This window comes from Burkholderiales bacterium, from assembly GCA_015075645.1.
Lineage (GTDB): Bacteria > Pseudomonadota > Gammaproteobacteria > Burkholderiales > Casimicrobiaceae > VBCG01.
Genome location: JABTUF010000006.1, coordinates 344743 through 365301 on the forward strand (window position 1 = coordinate 344743; position 20559 = coordinate 365301).

The 20559-nt window shown below is 69.5% G+C and carries 20 protein-coding genes; 4 read left to right on the top strand and 16 right to left on the bottom strand.

Features of this window, described 5'->3' with window-relative positions:
• Window positions 1-5: 5 nt before the first annotated feature.
• Window positions 6-749, bottom strand: coding sequence for an SDR family oxidoreductase (locus tag HS109_17150; protein MBE7524098.1), 744 nt, complete (start codon window positions 747-749; stop codon window positions 6-8).
• Entirely contained in the window at window positions 746-1897 is a 1152-nt protein-coding gene (locus HS109_17155) for an amino acid ABC transporter substrate-binding protein (protein ID MBE7524099.1), read from the bottom strand. Before HS109_17155 ends, HS109_17150 begins: the two co-directional genes overlap by 4 nt.
• A gap of 305 nt (window positions 1898-2202) precedes the next feature.
• Between HS109_17155 and HS109_17160 the strand changes: the two genes are divergently transcribed.
• A complete protein-coding gene (locus HS109_17160; protein MBE7524100.1) occupies window positions 2203-2871 on the top strand; it encodes a hypothetical protein in 669 nt (222 codons plus the stop codon).
• A 52-nt stretch (window positions 2872-2923) separates the two neighbouring features.
• Here the strand turns inward: HS109_17160 and HS109_17165 are convergent, their stop codons facing one another.
• The 14 genes from HS109_17165 to HS109_17230 form a co-directional block, all read right to left on the bottom strand.
• Window positions 2924-4069 (bottom strand): ABC transporter substrate-binding protein, encoded by a 1146-nt coding sequence (locus tag HS109_17165; GenBank protein ID MBE7524101.1) that lies wholly within the window; start codon window positions 4067-4069, stop codon window positions 2924-2926.
• A gap of 87 nt (window positions 4070-4156) precedes the next feature.
• Window positions 4157-4936, bottom strand: a complete 780-nt coding sequence (locus HS109_17170; GenBank protein MBE7524102.1) for a type I 3-dehydroquinate dehydratase — start codon at window positions 4934-4936, stop codon at window positions 4157-4159.
• Between the two features lie 66 nt (window positions 4937-5002).
• Complete coding sequence (locus HS109_17175; GenBank protein ID MBE7524103.1) at window positions 5003-5749, bottom strand: ABC transporter ATP-binding protein; 747 nt, start codon at window positions 5747-5749, stop codon at window positions 5003-5005.
• Window positions 5750-5751: 2 nt separating this feature from the next.
• Window positions 5752-6534: an ABC transporter ATP-binding protein gene (locus HS109_17180; GenBank protein ID MBE7524104.1), complete on the bottom strand. Its 783-nt coding sequence runs from the start codon at window positions 6532-6534 to the stop codon at window positions 5752-5754.
• The gene (locus tag HS109_17185) at window positions 6531-7493 is read right to left on the bottom strand and encodes a branched-chain amino acid ABC transporter permease (protein ID MBE7524105.1); all 963 of its coding nucleotides are present in this window, start codon (window positions 7491-7493) and stop codon (window positions 6531-6533) included. Before HS109_17185 ends, HS109_17180 begins: the two co-directional genes overlap by 4 nt.
• On the bottom strand, window positions 7490-8365 hold the full coding sequence (locus HS109_17190; GenBank protein ID MBE7524106.1) for a branched-chain amino acid ABC transporter permease: 876 nt from the start codon (window positions 8363-8365) through the stop codon (window positions 7490-7492). Before HS109_17190 ends, HS109_17185 begins: the two co-directional genes overlap by 4 nt.
• Window positions 8366-8440: 75 nt before the next feature.
• Entirely contained in the window at window positions 8441-9742 is a 1302-nt protein-coding gene (locus tag HS109_17195; GenBank protein MBE7524107.1) for a TRAP transporter large permease, read from the bottom strand.
• Window positions 9739-10251 (bottom strand): TRAP transporter small permease subunit, encoded by a 513-nt coding sequence (locus tag HS109_17200; protein MBE7524108.1) that lies wholly within the window; start codon window positions 10249-10251, stop codon window positions 9739-9741. The genes HS109_17195 and HS109_17200 overlap by 4 nt, the downstream gene beginning before the upstream one ends.
• 88 nt (window positions 10252-10339) lie before the next feature.
• The gene (gene dctP, locus HS109_17205; GenBank protein MBE7524109.1) at window positions 10340-11332 is read right to left on the bottom strand and encodes a TRAP transporter substrate-binding protein DctP; all 993 of its coding nucleotides are present in this window, start codon (window positions 11330-11332) and stop codon (window positions 10340-10342) included.
• 181 nt (window positions 11333-11513) lie between these two features.
• On the bottom strand, window positions 11514-12347 hold the full coding sequence (locus HS109_17210; GenBank protein ID MBE7524110.1) for a shikimate dehydrogenase: 834 nt from the start codon (window positions 12345-12347) through the stop codon (window positions 11514-11516).
• 34 nt (window positions 12348-12381) lie between these two features.
• The gene (locus HS109_17215; GenBank protein MBE7524111.1) at window positions 12382-13221 is read right to left on the bottom strand and encodes a sugar phosphate isomerase/epimerase; all 840 of its coding nucleotides are present in this window, start codon (window positions 13219-13221) and stop codon (window positions 12382-12384) included.
• Between the two features lie 26 nt (window positions 13222-13247).
• Window positions 13248-15023: a thiamine pyrophosphate-binding protein gene (locus HS109_17220; protein ID MBE7524112.1), complete on the bottom strand. Its 1776-nt coding sequence runs from the start codon at window positions 15021-15023 to the stop codon at window positions 13248-13250.
• A gap of 46 nt (window positions 15024-15069) precedes the next feature.
• Window positions 15070-15933, bottom strand: coding sequence for a citryl-CoA lyase (locus HS109_17225; GenBank protein ID MBE7524113.1), 864 nt, complete (start codon window positions 15931-15933; stop codon window positions 15070-15072).
• 49 nt (window positions 15934-15982) lie between these two features.
• Window positions 15983-17431 carry an aldehyde dehydrogenase family protein gene (locus HS109_17230; protein MBE7524114.1) on the bottom strand — a complete coding sequence of 483 codons (1449 nt, stop codon included), beginning with the start codon at window positions 17429-17431 and terminating at the stop codon, window positions 15983-15985.
• Between the two features lie 283 nt (window positions 17432-17714).
• On the opposite strand from HS109_17230, the gene HS109_17235 reads away from it, so the two are divergent.
• The 3 genes from HS109_17235 (at window position 17715) to HS109_17245 (ending at window position 20512) form a co-directional block, all read left to right on the top strand.
• Window positions 17715-18602 carry a helix-turn-helix domain-containing protein gene (locus tag HS109_17235; GenBank protein MBE7524115.1) on the top strand — a complete coding sequence of 296 codons (888 nt, stop codon included), beginning with the start codon at window positions 17715-17717 and terminating at the stop codon, window positions 18600-18602.
• 129 nt (window positions 18603-18731) lie between these two features.
• Entirely contained in the window at window positions 18732-19628 is an 897-nt protein-coding gene (locus HS109_17240) for a 4-hydroxyphenylpyruvate dioxygenase (GenBank protein ID MBE7524116.1), read from the top strand.
• The gene (locus HS109_17245; GenBank protein ID MBE7524117.1) at window positions 19625-20512 is read left to right on the top strand and encodes a sugar phosphate isomerase/epimerase; all 888 of its coding nucleotides are present in this window, start codon (window positions 19625-19627) and stop codon (window positions 20510-20512) included. Before HS109_17240 ends, HS109_17245 begins: the two co-directional genes overlap by 4 nt.
• Window positions 20513-20559: the final 47 nt, after the last annotated feature.

A 20559-nucleotide genomic window follows, 5' to 3' on the forward strand; every position in this document is an offset into this window, starting at 1 on the left:
CCCGGTCAGTAGGTCGCGCGACCGCCGGAGAGGTCGAAGGTGAAGCCGGTGCAGAACGTGCACTCGGGACCGACGACCCAGGCGACCATCGCCGCGATCTCGGGGATCGTGAGCAGCCGTCCCATCGGGATCTTGGCCTTGGTCGACGCGATGTGCTCGGCGGTCATCTCGCGGAACAATTCGGTCTCGGTCATGACCGGCGCGAGCGCGTTGACCAGCACGCCGCTGCCGACGAGTTCGCGCGCGATCGACTTCGTGTACCCGATGACGCCGGCCTTCGCGGCCGCGTACGCCGCGATGTTCTGCACGCCTTCCTTGCCGGCCGCCGACGAGATGTTGAGGATGCGTCCGTAGCCCGCCGCCCGCATTCCCGGGATCGCGGTGCGGCAGCAATGGAACACGCCGGTCAGGTCGATCGCGAGGACCTTGTGCCAGGCGTCGACCGGGTATTCCCAGGTCGGCGCGACCGGACCGTTGATGCCGGCGTTGTTGACCAGGATGTCGACGCGACCGGTGCGCGCGATCGTCTGCGCGTGCGCGCGCTCGACCGAGGCCAGATCCGCGACGTCGGTCTCGACCAGCGCCGCCGGAGCGAAGCCGGCGGTCGCCTCGTCGAACGGTGCCAGATCGCGATCCCAGATCGCGACCTGTGCACCGTCGCGTGCGAGGCGCTGCGCGATGCCGAGCCCGATGCCACGCGCCGCGCCGGTGACGACGGCGACCCGTCCGGCGAGCGGACCTGCGGTCACTTCGACGCCCAGGCGGGCCTCAACGTCTCGATGACCTGGGCCCGGCCGTTGACGATCTTGACGATGAAGCTCTCGCGGTCGAGGTCGCCCTTGTCGTCGTAGCGGACGTCGAAGAGGAGTCCCGGATAGTCCTTCGCGGCGAACTGCGCGCCGTGCAGCGTGGCGGCGAACGCCTTGTGGTCGAACTTGCGGAGCTTGTCCTGGACCGCCCGGATCGCCCAGGCGCCGGTGTAGCCCTTCATCGCGTTGTGATCCGGCCGCATCTTGAACTCGGCCTCGTACTTCTTCGCGAACGCCTGGACGGTCGCGTTCGGCGCGTCGGCGGTGAGGCCGACGTGCGCAATGACGCCGTTGGCGGCGTCGCCGGCCAGCTCGACGACCTTCTCGTTGGCGAGCGTCGTCTCCCCGACGATCGGCTTGTCGTAGCCCTGCTTGCGCAGTTCGCGCAGCGCGCGCGCCGATTCCTCCTCGTGCAGGTAGACGAACAGCACGTCGGCGTTCGCCTGCTTCGCGCGGAGCACCGGGCCGGAGAAGTCGACCTGCGGCACGTCGGTCGAGATGTCGGCGACGACCTTGATGCCGGCCGCGCCGAGGTCCTTGACGATCGCGTCGCGGCCGCCCTTGCCGAAATCGGAGTTCGCGAACAGCACTGCGACCGACTTCGCCTTCAGGTAGTCCTTGATGTAGCGCACGACCTTGGGCATCGCCGCCGCCTGCGTGAACGACGTGCGGAAGACGAACGGGTTGCCCTGCTGCGTGATCGCGGCCGCTTCGCCGCCGATGATGTTCGGCACCTCGGAACGGCGCGTCTCCTGCATGCTGACGAGGATCGAGCCGGAGAACACCGGGCCGATGACGATGTAGGCCTGGTCGTCGATCGCGCGCTGCGCGAGTCCCTTCGCGATGCCGGGATTGGTCTGCGTGTCGGACGACGTGTATTCGATCGGCCGGCCGTTCAGGCCGCCGGACGCGTTGATCTCGCGGACCGCGAGCGTCACGCCGTTGTTGAAGTTGGTGCCGGCGGTCGCGCCGGGGCCGGACAGCTCGACCAGGCCGGCGATCTTCACCGGCTGGGCGAAGGCGGCGCCGGAGGCGACGGCCAGTGCGACGGCGAGCGCGGTCACGATGGGGCGGAATGGTCGAATCATCGGGATCCTCCGGAATCGGGTGTCGAGGCGGTGGGCGCGCGGATCGGGGAACCGGAGACCGGTTCGGCAGAGCGGCCACGGTGAACCGACGATACGAGCGATCCGGCACGCTGTCGATGCGATGGGGCCAATGCGCAGCATGTCGAAACGCAATAATGCAGCGGTGGCGGGTGCGAGCCGGTGCCCCGGCGCGAATGCGCATGCCACAATCGGCCGATGGTCAACCGCTCCGAATCGCCGCGCGCACTCGGCGAGGCGATGTCCGAGGCTGGATGCGCCAGGGTGCGGGCGACGAGAGCCTCCGCATGACGACGACGGCCCGCGGCGCGCTCCTCCTCCTGTTCGACGTCTCCCCCGACGCCGTCGCGGAGCACGACGACTGGCACACGCGCGAGCACCTGCCGGAGCGCCTCGCGATCCCCGGCTTCGTCCGCGGCACGCGATGGACGCGCGAGCGGGGATCGCCGCGCTACTGCGTGATCTACGACGTCACCGCCCCCGATGTCCTCGAATCGCCGGCGTACCGCGAACGACTCGACCATCCGCCACCGTGGACCACGCGGATGATGGCGAGGTACGCGGGCATGCGGCGGACGCTGTGCGAAGTCGTGGCGGGCGGCGGCGAGGCGGTCGGCGGGTGGAGCCTCGTTGCGCCGTTCGCACCGGACGAAGGCCGCTTCGACGAGGTCCGGCGCTGGCTCGTCGACGACGCACTGCCCGCTGCGATTCCGCGCCGGGGCCTCGCGTCGTGGCGGCTGCTCGTGAACACGCGCGATGCGGCGATGACACGGGAGCAGGCGATCCGCGGTCGCGACGGCTCGGTGGCCTTCGCGCTCGTCGTGACCGGATACGACGAAGCGGCGATCACGGAACTCGCCGCGCGCGATCTCGCGGCACCCCGCTGGGCCCGGCAGGGCGCGAACCGCGTCGAGCCCGCGGTCTACCGGCTCGGCTGCACGATCGGCGCCGCCTGAATCGGGTGCGCCGCGGGATGCCTTCCGCGACGCGCGGACCGACGCGCTCGCGTCAGAACGGGTTGTTCGGCGGAAGCGTCTGCAGCACGACCTGCTTGCCGTTGCGGATCTCGACGATGTAGCTCTCGCGGTCGGGGTCGCCGTTCTTGTCGAACTTGACGCTGACGAGGATGCCCGGGTAGTCCTTCACGTGCAGCGGCGTGTCGCGCAGCGCGGCGTTGAACGCCTTCGGATCGACCTTGCCGATCTTCTCGCTCACCGCCTTGATGATGTACGGCACCGAGTAGCCCTGGATGCCGTTGTGGTCCGAACGCACCTTGAACTCGCGCTGGAACTTCTCGTCGAAGGCCTTCATCACCGCGGTCGGCGCGTCGGGGGTCAGCGCGACGTGGCCGCGGATGCCGTTGGCGGCATCGCCGGCGAGCTCGATCGCCTTCTGGCTGATGATCGTCGCCTCGCCGACGATCGGCTTCGCGTAGCCCTGCTTGCGCAGTTCGCGCGCGAGCCGCGCGGACTCCTCCTCGTTGGTGTAGACGAACAGCACGTCCGAGTTCGACTGCTTCGCCTTCAGCACCGCCGACGAGAAGTCGACCTGGTTCTGGTCGGACGAGATGTCGGCGCCCACCTTGAGGCCGAGCTTCTGCGCCGCGCGCAGGAACTCGTCGCGCCCGCCCTTGCCGAAGTCGGTGTTGATCCAGATGATGTCGACCGAGCTGGCCTTGAGGTCGTCCTTGATGTAGCGCGCGACCTTGGGCATCGACGTGGTCTGCGTGAAGTTGGTGCGGATCACGTAGGGGTTGCCCTGCTGCGTGATCGACGCGGCGGCGGCGCCGGTGAAGTTCGGGATCTCGGCGCGGCGCGTCTCGACGGCGCTGACCACCATCGCGCCCGAGAGCGTCGGGCCGATCACCGCGAACGCGCCCATGTCGACCGCGCGCTGGGCCATCGCCTTCGCGACGCCGGAGTTGCTCTGCGCGTCGAGCGTCACGGTCTCGAACTTGCGTCCGAGGACGCCGCCCGAGGCGTTGATCTCCTTGACGGCGAGTTCGACGCCGTTGCGGTAGTTCGTGCCGGCCGTCGCGATCGCGCCGGAGAGCTCCAGCACGTTGACGAGCTTGATCGTGTCCTGCGCGTGGACGAATGCGGGTGCCGCGGCGAACGCGAGCGTCGCGGTGGCGAGAACGAAGCGGGTCTTCATCATGGTCTCCGTGGGGTGACGTGGCGTCGCGCGCGAGCGGATCGCACGCGACAGAGTCCCGTGGCGTGAAACGGGGGGACGGGCGCGTCAGCGCCCGCCGCGGGCTCGGGCGACGATGTCGTAGAGCGCCTTCAAGTCGGCGATCGGCATCTGGCCGGGCGCCGACGCCCCCTCGCCGATCGCGAACGAGAGCGACGAGCCGAACACGCCGCCGATCATCCGCGTGACCGCGCCGAGCGGGCCCATCGACATGCTGATGAGCGGCACGCGCGACTTCGACTCCGCCTGCGCGGTCGCGGCGAGCAGCGCGAGCACGTCGGCGCGGTCGCGCGGCATCACCGCGACCTTCGCGACGTCGGCGCCCAGCCGCTCGGCCTCGAGGAAGCGTCCGACGAGGAAGTCGACGCCCGGCGTGTAGCCGAAGTTGTGGTACGAGAGGACGAGATGCGTCCCCGACGCGCGCGTCGCGGCGCGCACCTCGCGGACCTGTTCGGGGTCGTTGCCCATCTCGAAGTCGATCAGGTCGACGAGGCGGCTCGCGGCGACGGCGCCGTAGAGCTCCACGACCTCGGCGTCGCCGATCGGGACCGCCTCGCCGCCCTCGCGGATCGAGCGGCGCGTGAAGAGGATCGGCGTATCGCCGGCGATCGCGCGCAGCGCACGGCCCGCGTCGAGCACGGCCGCGGTGTCGGCGATCGCCTCGAAGTAGTCGACGCGCCACTCGATCACGTCGGGACCCTTGGCGTGGACGTTCGCGGTCTCCGCGAGGAGGCGCTCGCGCGTGCGCCCGACGAGCGGCGAACAGATCAGCGGACGGTCGCCGCCGAGCGTGCGGCCGCGCAGGGTGAGGGGCTTGCCGGGAGTCATTGCGGTGTCCTTGCGATGTGTCGTGGAGCCGTGGCCGCCGCGGATCGCCCGCCCGGCCGCGGCGAGTCAGGCGGCGGCGGGCGCGGCGGTCCCCCTGCCTGCGCCGAGGAACAGGCGGTTCAGGTCCGGGTCGCCCAGGAGCTCGGACGCGGGACGGTCGAGCGCGAGCCGGCCCATCTCGAGCACGAGCGCGCGGTTCGAGTACTTGAGCGCGGTGCGCACGTTCTGCTCGACCATCAGCACCGTCGTGCCCGCATCGGCGAGGGTGCGCAACAGCGTCATCACGTCGCGGACGAGGATCGGCGACAGGCCGATCGACGGTTCGTCGATCAGCAGCACGCGCGGGCGAAGCAGCAGCGCGCGTCCGATCTCGAGCTGCTTCTGCTCGCCGCCCGACATCGTCGACGCCTGGTTGTCGAGCCGCTCGCGGATCCGCGGAAAGCGCTGCAGCACTTCCTCCATGCGTCCGGGCAGCTCGCCGTGCGGCAGCGTGATGCCGCCGAGCTCGAGGTTGTGGCGCACGGTGAGCGACGGGAACAGGTTGCGCCCCTGCGGCACGTAGGCGATGCCCTCGCGCAGGAGTTCGCGCGGCGGGCGGCCGTTGATCCGGCGACCTTCGAAACGCACCTCGCCCGAACGCGGCACGAGGAACCCGAACAGCGTCTTCAGCACGGTCGACTTGCCGGCGCCGTTCGGCCCGATCAAGAGCGTGATCTCGCCCGCCCGGGCGTCGAGCGTGGTCTCGTTCAGGATCGTGAGGCTCGGCGAGTAGCCGGCGACGACCTTGTCGAACTCGATGATCCGGTCGGTCACGGTCAGTTCCCCAGGTAGGCCTCGAGCACGGCGGGATTGGACTGCACGACGGCGGGCTTGCCTTCGGCGAGCACCTTGCCCTCGACCATGCAGATCACGTGCGGGCAGAGCTTCATGATGAAGTCCATGTTGTGCTCGATGACGACGAAGCTGCCGCCCTGCGTCCGGTTGAGCTCGACCAGGAGCTCGCGCAACTGGTCGACGAGGCTCGGGTTGACGCCGGCGCAGGGCTCGTCGAGCAGCACGAGCCTGGGCGTGGGCATGAACGCCATCGCGATGTCGATCAGCTTCTGCTGGCCGTAGGAGAGCCGGCCCGCGAGCTCGTGCGCGACGTGCTTCAGCCGGAACAGCTCGATCATCTCGTCCGCGCGATGGCCGAGCCCCGCATCGGGCGCGGCGAACAGCCGGCCGGGCAGCGTGCCCTTGAACTCCTGCGCTGCGACGATCAGGTTGTCGCGCACCGAGAGTTGCCCGAACACCTGCAGCGTCTGGAACGTGCGTCCGACACCGCGCCGCGAGAGTTCGAGCGGCGACATGCCGGTGATGTCCTCGCCGCAGAACTCGACGCCGCCCGACGTCGGTCGGATCTGGCCGAGGATGGCGTTGAACAGCGTCGTCTTGCCGGAGCCGTTGGGGCCGATCACGCCGACGATCTCGCCGGGGCCTACCTTGAACGACACGCCGTCGACGGCCTTGATCGCGCCGTAGTGCTTGCGCAGGTCACGGACCTCGAGGAATGTCTGGCCGCTGGAAGGCGCTCCCCGGGGCGGCGTCGCCGCGTTCATTGCGGCCCCCCCTTGCGGTCGAGCCGCTCCTTGATCGACAGGAGCCCCCCCGGCAGCCAGATCATCAGCGCGACGACGGCGGCGCCGAAGAACGCGAGGTACCAGACCTGCATGAACTTGAGCCACGGAATCGACGAGCCGCGCATGAACTCCGGCAGGAGGACCACGATCGCCGTGCCGAGCGCCGGTCCGTAGAACCGGCCCGATCCGCCGACGATGACCGCCAGCAGCATCATGAGCGAGGTCGAGAAGTGGAACGGCCCGGGCTCGATGAACTCGACGAGCGACGCGTAGTAGACGCCGCCGATGCCCGCGCAGGCCGCGCCGATCGCGAAGGCGAGCAGCGTGTACGCGGTGATGTTGATGCCGAGGCTCTCCGCGCGGATCGGATTGTCGCGCAGCGCCGCGAACGCGCGCCCCCAGGGCGAGCGCAGCAGCCACCACAGGACGCCGCCGAGCACGACCAGCGAGCCCAGTGTCCAGTACCAGTACGCGACGTGACCTCCGAGGTCGACGCCCAGGATCGTCGGCCGGGGAATGCCGGAGATGCCGAACGTCCCGCCGGTGATCGCCTCCTCGTTGCGCATCGCGAGGTAGACGAGCACGTTGAATCCGAGCGTGGCGAACGCGAGGTAGTGGTGCTGGACGCGGAGCGCGGGGAAGCCCAGCGCGAGGCCCAGCACGAAGCAGGCGATCGCCGCGACCGGGAGCACGAGCAGGAACGGCCAGGAGAGCTTGAGCAGGATCGCGGCGAGGTAGGCGCCGATGCCGAAGAACGCGGCCTGGCCGAGCGACATCTGGCCCGCGTAGCCGACGGTGAGGTTGAGGCCCATCGTCGCCATCAGGTAGACCGCCCACAGCGTGAGCAGGTAGACCTCGCTGCGCTTCAGGAACAGCGCGACGATCGCGAACGCGGCGAGCACCGCGCCCAGGACCAGCAGGTGGTTGCGCGCGCTCATACCTTGCGTTCCTCCGCCTTGCCGAGCAGACCCTCGGGGCGCCACAGGATCACGACGAGGAAGAGCATCAGCGCGACGCCCTCCTTGTACGCCGGGGACCAGTAGAAGCCCACGAGATTCTCGAGGACGCCGATCAGCACGCCGCCCACCAGCGCGCCGCGGGTCTGGTTGAACCCGCCGATGATCGCCGCGAAGAACGCCTTGAGGCCGAGCGATTCGCCCATGTCGAACTTCGCGAGATAGGCCGGCGTGACGAGGAGCGCCGTGACCACCGCGAGGACCGCGTTGATCAGGAACGTGTAGAGGACCATGCGCTTCGCGTCGATGCCCAGCACGCGCGCCGCGTCGGTGTTCTGCGCGACCGCCTGCATCGCGCGGCCGGTGACCGTCCGCGTGACGAACGTCTGGAGGGCCACGATGATCGCGCCGGCGAGAACGAGCGTCCCGACATCCGCGTAGGAGACGGTGACGCCCGCGATCGAGAACACCCCGGCCGGGAACGGGCTCGCGAACTGGTGCGCCTCCGCGGAGTATCCGGCGCGCACGATCGTCTTGAGCGAGATCGCCAGTCCCAGCGTCGCGATGACCAGCGGAATGACGCCGTGCCGGATCAGCGGGTCGACGATCGCCTTCTTGAATCCGACGCCCAGCACCAGCATCGCCACCGCGCAGGTGACGAGGAACGCGAGCCACAGCGGCGCGCCGAAGCTCATGCAGAGGAGCATCGTGAAGGCGGGCAGCATGACGAACTCGCCCTGCGCGAAGTTGATCGTCCCCGAGGCCTGCCACAGCAGCGTGAAGCCGAGCCCGGCCAGCGCGTAGATCGCGCCGGTCGCGGTTCCCGAGACGACGAGCTGGATCAGTTCGTTCATGGTGTGCGTCCCATGTCGCGCGTTCGGCCGGCGGGCGCGCCGACGGGTTCGAAGTCGTGATGGACGTTCAACCGATCACCCCTTGTAGCCGAACAGCCGCGGCAGCCAGAGGACGAGGTCCGGCACGAATGCGATCAGCATGAGCGCCGCGACCATCACGTAGAGGAACGGCATCACCTCGCGCACGAGGTCCCTCAGCGGCACGTCGGCGACCTTGGTCATCAGGAACAGCAGCAGGCCGTAGGGCGGAGTGACGAGGCCGAGCATGATGTTGACCACCGCCATCACGCCGAAATGGACCGGGTCGACCCCGACCGAGGCGGCGGTCGGCAGCAGCACCGGCAGGATCACGAGGATGATCGTCGTCCCTTCGAGGAAGCAGCCCAGCAGGAGCAGCAGCACGTTGACCAGCAGCAGGAACGCGATCGGCGACAGATCGTAGGTCTGCAGCACCGCCGTCAGCGTCTTCGGAATGTTCTCGGCGGTGATGACGTAGTTGAGCACCAGCGCGGCGGCGATGAGCATGCCGATCGACACGGTCACCCGCCCGCAGGTCGCGAGCGAATGGTAGATGCTCGCCGGGGTCACGCTCCGGTAGAGGAACGCCGAGATGAGAAGCGCGTAAAGGGCGGCGACGGCGGCGGCCTCGGTCGGCGTCGTGACGCCGCTGTAGAGGCAGCCCAGCAGGACGACCGGCATCAGGAGCGCCGGGGTCGCGCGCCAGGTGATGCGCGGCAGCTCGCGCAGCGGCACCCTCTCCTCGACCGGGAAGTTGCGCCGCTTCGCCATCCTCGCGATCAGGCCCATCTGCACGGCGCCGAGCAGGATGCCCGGGACCACGCCTCCGAGGAACAGGTAGAAGATCGACGTGTCGGAGATGAGCGCGTAGAGCACGAGGGGGATCGAAGGCGGGATGATCGGCCCCAGCACCGACGACACGCAGGTCAGCGCGGCGGCGAACGCCGCGGTGTACTTGCCGTCGCGCGTCATCAGCGTCTGCATGATCTTGCCGGAGCCCGCGGCATCGGCGAGCGCCGAGCCCGACATGCTGGCGAACACGATGCTCTGCAGGACGTTCACCTGCGCGAGGCCGCCCCGGAAGCGCCCGACGATCGCGTTGCAGAAGCGCAGCAGGCGATCCATGATCGCGCCGGAGTTCATGAACTCGGCGGCGAGGATGAACAGCGGAATGGCGAGCAGCAGCTGGCTCCCCATCATGCCGTTCAGCAACTGCTCGGCGGCCGTGCCGAGGTCCTGTCCGGACAGGAAGAGCCACAGGATCGAACCGCCGATCATCGAGTAGGCGACCGGGAGCCCCGCGAGGCTCAGGCCGACGATGGCGATGAGCGCGAGGGAGAACGGGCTGGCGAGGTTCATAGTCCGGAGGTCGTCTTGGTCACGTCGATCTCTTCGGTCGCGCGGCCGGTGACGGCGCCGATGAGCGCCCATGCATAGCGCACGACGACCGCGACCGAGAAGACGATGTAGACCGAATAGAGGATGTCGAGGCGGATCTTGAGGTAGGACGAGCTCTCGACCTTCATGAACGCCACGTAGTCGACGCTGGCCGGCAGCGCCAACCCGAACAGGACGATCGCGCAGAGCGCGACCGCGAATCCGGCGACGCGGCGTCCGATCGGACCCAGCCGGTCGGAGATCAGGTCGAAGCGGATCTCCTCGCTCTCCTTCAGCCAGAACGCGGAGCCGAGCAGCGTGATGTAGAGCCAGGTGATCACGGAGAGCTCGGAGGTCCAGCCGACCGGGAAGTTGAGGAAGTAGCGGAAGACGATCTGCAGGATGAAGCAGACGAACATGATCGCGAGCAGCGCCGCGACGACGTTCTCCGCGCGCCGCCTCATCCAAGCGACGAGACCTGCAATGCTCATGACCTGCCCCCCCTCGCGGCGGTCCGCCGCTCGATTCGCGGCCGGCGGCGGAGACCGCGGCTGCGGCCACCGCCCCGGACCCGTGCGGTTACCTGACCGCGAGGATCTTGTCGTGGATCCCCGGCGCCCACGCCTTCGCCTCGTCGGAGGCGAGGTACACCTTCTGGGCGTAGGCGCGGAACGCCGCCTGGTCGGGAACGTAGACGTCGAGGCCGGCCTTCTTGAACTTCTCCGCGAGTTCGGCCTCCCGCTTCAGGTGCTCCTGGACGCTCCAGGCGAGCGCCTTGTCCGTCGCGGCCTGGAGGTTCTTCTGCTTCGCGGCGCCGAGCGCGTTCCAGCTCTTGAGGCTCATCGAGAGCACGTCGAACGCGACCAGATGCGAGGTCAGCACGATCTGCGACATGACCTCGTAGAACTTCATGTTCTCCACGTTCGGCAGCGGATTGTCCTGCCCGTCGATCGCGCCCGTCTGCAGACCGGTGTAGGTTTCCGCGTACGCCATCGGCGTGGGGTTGGCGCCCAGCGAGCGGCCGAGGAGCTGCCAGGCGTCGCCCGGGGGCATGCGCAGCTTGATGCCCGCCAGGTCGGCCGGCGTGTTGATCTTCTTCTTCGGCCTGAGGCCCACCTGCCGCGTGCCGTAGAACGTCGGCCCGAGGATCTTGATCCTGAGCTTGGTCTCGGCCTCGTTCTTCATCTGCGCGCCGAGCGGGCTCGCGAAGAACGCGAGCACGTGATGCGCGTCGCGGAACGTGTAGGCCGACGTCAGCACCGACCAGGCGGGCATCTGCTTGCTGATGTCCTGCGGAGCGACGTTCCCGAGCTCCAGGTTGTCGCGCTGCAGCGCGACCAGTTCCGTGCCCTGCTTGAACAGCGTGCCGCCGTAGAACGGCTCGATCGTGGCATCGGCCGCGACGTCCTTCGCGAGCATCCGGATCATGTCGGCCCGGATGTCCTTGTCGGAGAAGACGGCGGCGAAGCGCAGCGTCGGCTTGTCCTGCGCGAAGGCAGCGGGAACGATGCTCGCCGCAGCGAGCGCGCCGCCGGCCTTGAGCAGCGTACGTCGATCAATCGTGATGCCCATCGGATCTCTCCTCGATGAAGACTGCGTCCTGAACTCCCGCGCCCCGCAGGGCGCAGGCCAACTCAACCTGATGCAGGCGACGCCGGAGCATCGCCCATGGGCGCTCGCGCACGGCCATCCGCCGAGGAGGGCCCGTTCGCACGACGGTCCGGATCGAAATGCCGCGGCACGGGTGCGCTCCTCAGTAGGAGACCTTCGCGACGGCGCGCAGCTCGTCGGGGGTCGCGGTGCCGAAGCCGAAGAACTCGAGATACGGCGGGATCATCTCGAACAGCATGTCGGTGCCCACCTGGTAGCGGCAGCCGCGCGCGCGCGCGGCCTCGAGCAGCGGCGTGATCTCCTGCTTCATCACGACCTCCCCGACGAACGTCGACGTCGAGAGCCGGGCGACGTCGAACGGCAGGGGGTCGCCGGGATTCATGCCGAGCGGCGTCGCGTTCACGGCGAGATCGTAGCCTGCCGGGTCGTTCGTGGCGACCGCGACATGGGTCGCCGGATAGTGGAGGCGCAGCCGCCGGGCCAGTCCGTCCGCGGTGGCGGCATCGACGTCGCTCACGGCGATCGAGGACGCGCCGTCCGCGGCGAGCGCCGCGGCGATCGCCGACCCCACTCCGCCGGATCCGACGACGAGGCAACGCGATCCCGCGACCCGGAAGCCCTTCCGCGCGAGGCCGCGCGCGAAGCCCGTACCGTCGAAGTTGTCCCCGGCGAAGGTCCCGTCGTCGCGGCGGAGCACCGCGTTGCACGACCCGGCGATTTCGACCGCCTTCGACCGCTCCGCCAACAGCTCGACGACCGCGACCTTGTGCGGCATCGTGATCAGCGCGCCGCGCACGTTGCGCACGTGCGCCATGGCCCGCATCACCGAAACGAAGTCGTCCGCGACCACCGCCATCGGCACGACGACCGCGTTCACCCCGCGACGCTCGAACCAGGGGTTGTAGATCATCGGCGCCTTGAACGACCCGGTCGGGTAGCCGATGTGCGGCAGGAGGAGCGTCAGGCCGTTGATCATGGCGTTCGCGGCGGGATCGCTGTCGGGCCGCCGGTCAGTGCGCCGCGAGCGCTTCGGCGCCCTTCGCGTGCGCGGCGAAGTAGGTCTTGGCGGATTCCAGGCAGCGGAACGCGTGCTCGGCGTAGCCCATCTCGTCGGAGCGCGCCAGGTGCGGCAGCTCGATCGAATACGGCATTCGCGGCAGGCGCGCGAGGATCCCCGCGATGTCGATGCCGCCCTCGCCGCAGTAGAGCCGCTCGGCGCGCATGATGTGGATCATCCGCTCGTGGTCCGCGGGAATCTCGGCGGACGCGTCGCAGATCTGCGCGAAGTGGAACCAGCCGCGCGGCACGGCGTCGAGCGCCTCGACACGGTCGCGGGCCCGATGGAAGTGGTGGGTGTCGATCATCAGCCCCGCGTTGTCGCGCTTCACGGCGCGCAGCACGTCGAGCGCCTGAGCGAGGTTGGTGACGGCGGCGACCGGCACCGGCTCGAGGTCGACGGTGAGGCCGTAGCGCGCGGCGAGGTCGCACAGGCGGGCGAACTTGTCGACGACCATCGCGCGGTCGCCGGTCCAGATCGACGAGAGCACCGCGCGCGCGCCGAGTTCCGCGGCGACGGCGATCGCCGGCTCGTAGGACTCGGGCTCGACGTCCGCGAGGATCCGCGCGAGTTCGATGTCGTGGACGCGCACGCCGGTCGCGGCGAGCGCCGCCCGGGTCTGGCGCAGCATCTCGGGCTTCTCGGCGAGCGCCCAGTTCGGCTCGCCGGGCAACCCCATGTAGATGAGACGCGGGCTCACGTAGTCGTACCCGGCCCGGGCGGCGACGTAGACCATCTCGGGCGGCGCGAGGCCCATCACCGTCAGGTGCGCGAGCGAGTATTCCTGCTTCATCGACGGATCCTCCGGGGACGCGTGCATCAGTCCGAGGCGGGGCCGGTGGCGACGTGGTGCACCTTCCGGTCCGGCGAGTAGATGTCCATGATGTTCCAGTGCCCGGCGGTCGGCACCGGCTCGTTCTTCATGTAGACGTCGAGCACGACCGGCTTCTTCGCCTTGATCGCCTTCGCGAGCGCGGGCTTGAACTCGGCGGCCGACGCGACCTTGATTCCCTCGACGCCGTAGGCGCGCGCGATCGCCGCATAGTCGGGCGACCAGCTCCTGCCGTCCTTCTCGAACACCGTGCCGAACGTCGTGCCGTAGTGCGCGGCCTCGAGGCCCGCGATCGTGCCGAACGCGTGGTTGTTCATGATCACCCACACCACCGGGATGTCCTCCTCGAACGCGGTGGCGAGCGCGGCCGGGTTCTGGCCGAACCCGCCGTCGCCGATGAGCGCGATGACGACGCGGTCGGGCAGCGCGACCTTCGCGCCGAGCGCCGCGGGCGAACCGAAGCCCATCGTCGCGAACCCGCCGGGCGTGAAGATGCTGCCGGGCGTGTAGATCGGAAATTGCTGGCCGACGCCGTTCTTGTTCCAGCCCACGTCGGTGCACAGGATCGCGTCGCGCGGCATCACCTCGCGCAGATCGGCGAGGATGCGCTCGGGGCGCATCGGCCAGGCGTCGCTTTGCATCGCCTTGCGGTTGCCGGCGACGAACTTCGCGCGGTTCGCCGCCATCTCCGCGACGAGCTTGTCGCGCTTCACGCCCTTCGGCGCGAGCTTCCGCGCCACGCGGACGAGCGTCCTGAGCGCGAGCTTCAGGTCCGCGACCGCGCCGATCGCCACCGGATAGTTGCGGCCGATCTCGGCGGGATCGATGTCGATGTGGATCAACTTCGTCGGCGGCATCCGGAACGTGTACTTGTCCTCCCAGGAGCTGCAGTCGGCTTCCGAGAAGCGCGTGCCCAGCGCGAGGATCCAGTCGGCGGCGCGGCACTTGTCGTTGATGTACTTCGTGCCCCAGAACCCGGTCATCCCGAGCACGAGCGGGTGGTCGTCGGGCAGCGCGCCCTTGCCCATCAGCGTGTGCGCGACCGGCAGCGACAGATGCTCGGCGAGTTCGCGCATCTCGTCGGCCGCCTGCGCGAGCAGGACGCCGCCGCCCGCGTAGATCACCGGCGTCTTCGCTTCGAGCAGTGCGCTCACGATCTTCGTCGCGGTCTCGTCGTCGAGCGCGGGCTTCGCGAGCGCGCGCGTACCGGCCGCGGCGCGCTTCCAGTGCGCGGCGTCGGCAGGCTTCGAGAAGATGTCCATCGGCACGTCGACCAGCACCGGACCGGGACGTCCGCTCTCCGCGAGCGCGAACGCCTTCTCGAGGATCTCGGGCATCAGGTGCGCAGAGTCGACGCGCCAGGCGCGCTTGACGAACGGCCGGTAGATCTCGTACTGCGAGGCGTCCGCGTGCAGGTTCACCTCCTGGTGCGGATGCTTGCCGTAGTAGTGCGTCGGCACGTCGCCCGCGATCACCACCATCGGGATCGAGTCGAGCGCGGCGTTGGCCACGCCGGTCGCCGCGTTGGTGAGTCCGGGCGACAGGTGCGAGAGCAGCACCGAGGCCTTGCCGGTCGCGCGCGCGTAGCCGTCGGCCGCGTGCGCGGCGATCTGCTCGTGGCGCGTGTTGATGAACCGGATCTTCCGGCTCTTCGCGAGCGCCGCCAGCACCGCGATGTTGGTGTGTCCGCACAATCCGAAGACGTGGCGGACGCCGCGTCCTTCGAGGTACTTGACGAGCTGCTCGGCAACGGTGTCGTTCATCGTGCTTCCTCGGGTGCTCGGGGTCGGTGCGCGCATCGCGGCCGCCTCAGGGGTTCTTCGGCGCGCGGGTGGCGTAGGCATCCGGCAGGTCGCGGCGCGCGGGACCGCTGTATCGATAGGGAATCGCGGGCGGCATCGGACCCATGATCCGCCGCCCGCGCTGCTTCTGCTCCCACGCGTGGGCGAGGATGCCCACCGAACGCGACAGGATGAAGAGCCCGCGGCCGAGTTCCGGCTCGAAGCCCAGCTCGCAGAAGATCACGGCGGTGATGCCGTCGATGTTCATCGGGATCGTCCTGCCCTTGTGGGCGAGGAGCGCCGCCTCGACCGCTCGGCCGATCCGCGCGTAGCGCCCGCCGATCGCGCCGCCCGCCTCGGCGCGGCGCAGGAGTTCGTAGAGCGGCGCCACGCGCGGGTCGATCGGATGGAAGCGGTGGCCGAAGCCGGGCATGATCTTCTCGCCCTCCGCGCGATGGCGCTCCAGCACCTTCGCGGCCGCCTCGACGAGGTCGCCCGATTCGCCCGCGAGCGCGTCGATCTCCCGGTAGCGCTCCATGCACTGCTGGCCCGCGCCGCCGTGGATGTCGTCCAGCACGTTGATCGCCGAGGCCATCGCGCCGTTGACCGGCAGGCCGCAGGTCACCGCCATGCGCGAGATCGCGATCGACGGCGCGTGCGGCCCGTGGTCGACGCCGGGAACCAGCGCCGCTTCGAGGAGTTCCGCCTGCGCCGTGGTCGGCAGCTCGCCGCGCAGCATGAGCCAGATCATCTCGGGAAAGCGCACGCGGCCGATCAGCTGCTCGACCGGATAGCCGCGGATCGCGATCTTCCCCGGGTGGATGTCGATGATCGACGTGTCCCACCAGGCGGATGCGTCGGAGACGAGTTGTTCGGCGGCAGGTGTCGGCATGTCCGGTCGGGGGATGCGAAGGGTTGTCGGGAACGGGCGCGCGCCGGCGTCAGGTCGTGATCATCTCGACCTCGGACTCGAGCGCCGGGTCGTAGAACGCGCCGAACAGCTCCTCGTCGGAGGGCTTGTCCTCCTTGATCGGCACCGACACCCAGGTCGTGTTGAGGTAGTGCTTGAGGTGCACGTTCTCGGAGACGACGTTGCCGCCCCAGGTGCCGCAGCCCAGGCTCGAGGTCATCGGCATGCCGTTGTTGAACGCCCCGGCGTTGGCCTTCGACTGCGGCTGGCGCACCATGATCCGCGACACCGGAGCGACGAGCGCGAGCGCGTCGATGTGGCTCGCGTCGAACGAGTAGATGCCGCAGGAGTGGCCCTTGCCGCCGACTTCGTAGATCGCGCGCACCATCGAGAGCGCCTGGTCGAAGTCCGAGAACTCGTAGACCGCGAGGAGCGTCGTGAGCTTCTCGCCCGAGAACGGGTGCTCCTTGCCGATGCCGTCGCCGCGCACGATGATGAACTTGCGGTCGGCGGGAATCGTGAAGCCGGCGATCTGCGCGAGTTGCTGCGGCGCGATCGCGACGGTGTTCGACGTGCGGTGCCGCTCGTCGTCCCACATCGCCTTCCGGAGGAGCGCCTTCTCCTCCTCGCTCGCGAGGTAGCCGCCCTCCTTCTGGAGCTGCGCGACCATCCGGTCGAAGATCGACGCCTCGATCAGCAGGTTGCCGTCGGCCGAACAGCCCGAGCCGAAATCCGAGGTCTTGGACAATCGCGTGTTGCGCGCGGCCTCCTCGATGTTCGCGGTCGCGTCGATGACCATCGTCGAGTTCCCCGCGCCCACGCCGTACGCCGGCGTGCCGGAGCTGTAGGCCGCGCGCACCATCGGCTGGCCGCCGGTGGCGATGATGAGGTCGGCGCGCGCCATCAGCGCCTGCGACATCGGGATGTTGACCTTGGTCAGACACTGCAGGATGTCGGCCGGCGCGCCCTCGCGCTCGAGCGCCTCGCGCATCAGGCGCACCGTCTCGTACGAAGTCTTCTTCGAGCGCGGGTGCGGCGAGTAGATGACGACGTCGCGCGCCTTGATCGCGTAGATCGCGTTGCCCGCGGGCGTCAGGTCCGGGTTCGTGGTCGGGACGATGCAGGCGATGATGCCGGCGGGCTTGCCGTACTTGACGATGCCCTTCTCCGGGATCTCCTCGATGACGCCGACGCTCTTCTGGCGCAGCGCGTCGCGCAGCACACCGCGGATCTTCATCCGCTTGCCCATCCGGCTCTCGGGATCGCCGAGTCCGCTCTCCTCGATGCCCATCTTGACGAGACGCGTGAAGGTCCGCTTGTTCGCGACCGCCCACGCCACCGCCTGGCAGAGCCGGTCGACGCGCGCCTGGTCGTAGGTCTCGATGATCGCGAGCGCCTTGCGTGCCCGGGCGAAAGCCTCGTCCAATTCCTGCTGCTGTTCGTCGCTGATGCCCTTGCGGGTGTCGGGGGAGGTGGCCATGATCGTCCTCGAAGGAGTCCGGGCGCGGCTGCCGCGTCCGGGATGCCGGGCGGGAGCCGTCGGCGTCGCGCCCGTGGAATGGCTGGGACGATAGATTCGACGGCGCCGGACGTCAAGGGCGCATTGCGGCAAACTGTGCGCTATGCGCCCACAAAATGCACGGGCGGGCGCTCATGGCCGATCCGACCGGCGTATCGTTCCCGGGCCGGGCGAGCGACCGAAGCGGGTCGCGTCCCCCCGCAATGACCTCACGCCGCCATCCGCGCATCCTGTTCCGGAACCCATGCCGCCTCCCGACGCCATCGTCCCTTCGTCCGCGCCGTACGACTCCACGGGGGCGACGACCTCCGGCGACCGCGGCGCGCCGCCCGACCACCACGCGCTGCCCGCCGAGACGATCGACCGCCTGGGCGAGGACCGCGATTTCGTCACCGCGCTCGCCCGCGGCCTCGCCGTGATGCTCGCCCTCTCCGGCAAGCGCCGCAGGATGTCGATCGCGCAGGTGTCGCATCTCACCGGCATTCCGCGCGCCGCGACGAGGCGGAGCCTCCACACGCTCGCGAAGCTGGGCTTCGTCGCGATCGACGACGCGCGGCGCTACTACCTGCGGCCGCGCGTGCTGTCGTTGAGCCACGCGTTCCTGTCGTCGTCGCCGATCGTCGTGCTCGCGCAGCCGATCCTCGACCGGCTCGGCGAAGCGCTGCAGGAGGCGTGCTCGGTCGGCATCCTCGACGGCGACCAGATCGTCTACCTCGCGCGCTCGACGACCTCGCGGATCATGTCGCCGACGCTGAACGTGGGCCGGCGGCTGCCCGCGTACTGCACGTCGATCGGCCACGTGCTGCTCGCGCACCTGCCCTCCGACCAGATCGACGACTACCTCGAACGCGTGCGGCTTCATGCGTACACCGAGTACACGCCGTCGACGGAGCGGCGCCTGCGCGCGCTGCTGAAGGCCGTGCGCGAGAAGGGCTATGCGTTCGCGAGCCAGTTCATGGAATCGCGCCTGTGCACGCTCGCCGTTCCCGTGCGCGACGCCGGCGGCAACTACGTGGCCGGCCTCAACGTCATCGTCCAGGACCGGTTGATGACCGAGGACGAGATGGCGACGCGGTTCCTGCGCCCGATGCAGGCCGCCGCGCTCGAACTCGGCGGGCTGCTCCTCCCCTGACACGGCGCGGAGCGGGGCGCGAACGATGCGCTATGATCGGCGGCACGCACCCGGCCGGAGCGCGACGCCGCCGCACGGCGTCGACGCGGCGCCAAGCGCGCATCGCGGCCGATCACACGAGGAAGCGCGATGAATCCCGCCACCGATCGCGAGGCGATCCCGGAACCTCAGAACCCGCTCGGCGTCGACGGCATCGAGTTCATCGAGCTCGCGACCTCGCGGCCGCAGGCGCTCGGCAGCGCGCTCGAGACGCTGGGATTCCGGCCGATCGCGCGCCATCGCTCGCGCGAGGTCGCGCTCTACCGCCAGGGGACGATGAACCTGATCGTCAACGCCCAGCCGGCGGACATCCCGCGCATCGTGGTTCCCACCGAACGGCCGGTGATCAGCGCGTTCGCGCTGCGCGTGCGCGATGCACGCTACGCGTACCGCCGCGCGCTCGAACTGGGCGCCTGGGAGATCCCGGTGCGCGCGCAGGCGATGGAGATCAACATCCCGGCGATCCACGGCGTCGGCGAGAGCCTCGTCTACTTCGTCGACCGTTACGACGAGTTCTCGATCTACGACGTCGACTTCCGCGCGATCCCGACGGTGGATCCGCACCCGCCGGCGATCGCGGGCATGCACTTCTTCGGCATCGTCCAGTACGTGAAGCCCGACCGCACCGCCGACTGGGCCGAGTTCTATTCGCAGCTCATGGGCTTCACGCCGCTGCCCCGGGACGTGCGCTTCGGCATCATGCCGAGCGGACTGCTGCTCGAAAGCCCGTGCCGTACGTTCTTCCTGCAGTTGATCGAGCCCGAGGACGCGGCCCGCTTCGCCCAGATGGACGAGCACCTGCAGCGGATCGGCATCGGCACGCCCGACGTGCTCGCCGCCGTCGCGAGCCTCGAGAAGCGCGGTGTCGGCTTCCTCGCCACCGAGCGCGTGAAGCCGGGCGAGCGCGGCGCGCTCACCCGGCCGCTCGAGGGCGGCATGATGTTCGAACTGGTGAAGAGCCAGCCGCGGGAAGCGCGCGCGCGATGATCTTCCACGACTTCGGCATGACGACGGCGTCGCTCGCGGGGTCGCTCGAGACCAAGCTCGCCTCGGTGCGCGACGCGGGGTTCTCGCAGGTGATGATCGCGGCCTCCGACGTCGTGTCGCATCCCGGAGGGCCCGCGGCCGGCGTGCGCGCCGTGCGTGAATGCGGTCTCGAGGTGACCGGACTCGAGGCCCTGCGCGACTTCGAGGGCCTCGAGGGCCAGCTCCACGCGTACAAGCTCGACGTCGCGAAGTCGATGCTCGAGGTGTGCGCCGATCTGGGCAGCCGGCTGATCCTGGTCGAGGCGTCGGCGTCGAAGCACGCGAGCGGCGACGCCGAACTCGTCGTGCGCGACCTGCGCAAACTCGCGCTGCTGGCGGTCCCGCTCGGCATCCGCGTCGCGTTCAAGGGCCAGCCGTGGAGCCGCACCGCGCGCGACTTCCGGCAGGTCGCGGACCTCGTACTGCGCGCGGACGTTCCGAACCTCGGAGCGGCGGTCGACGCCTTCGACGTGCTCGCCTCCGGCGTCCCGCAGGACGACCTCGACATCCTCGATCCGGACCAGGTCTTCCTCGTGCAGATCTCGGACTACATGTGGCAGGAGATCCGCTCCGCCGAGGAGGAGGAGTCGACGGCCGCCCACTTCCGCGTGTTCCCCGGCGAAGGCGCGCACAGCGAGGGGCTGGCCCAGTTCGTGTCGCATCTCGACACGATCGGCTACGTCGGCAGCTACAGCTTCGACGTCTACAACGACGACTTCGTGCAGATGCCGCCGGCCACCGTGTGCCGCCGGGCGCGCCGCGCCGCCACCTGGCTCGCGGAGACCGTGCTGCGCCGCGTGCTGCCGGTGCCGAACGTCGAACGCCTGCGCGCGGCACGAGGATGACGCCGCCTCCGGCACCGGTCTCCCGCGCCGGCGCAGCGGGTGCGCGC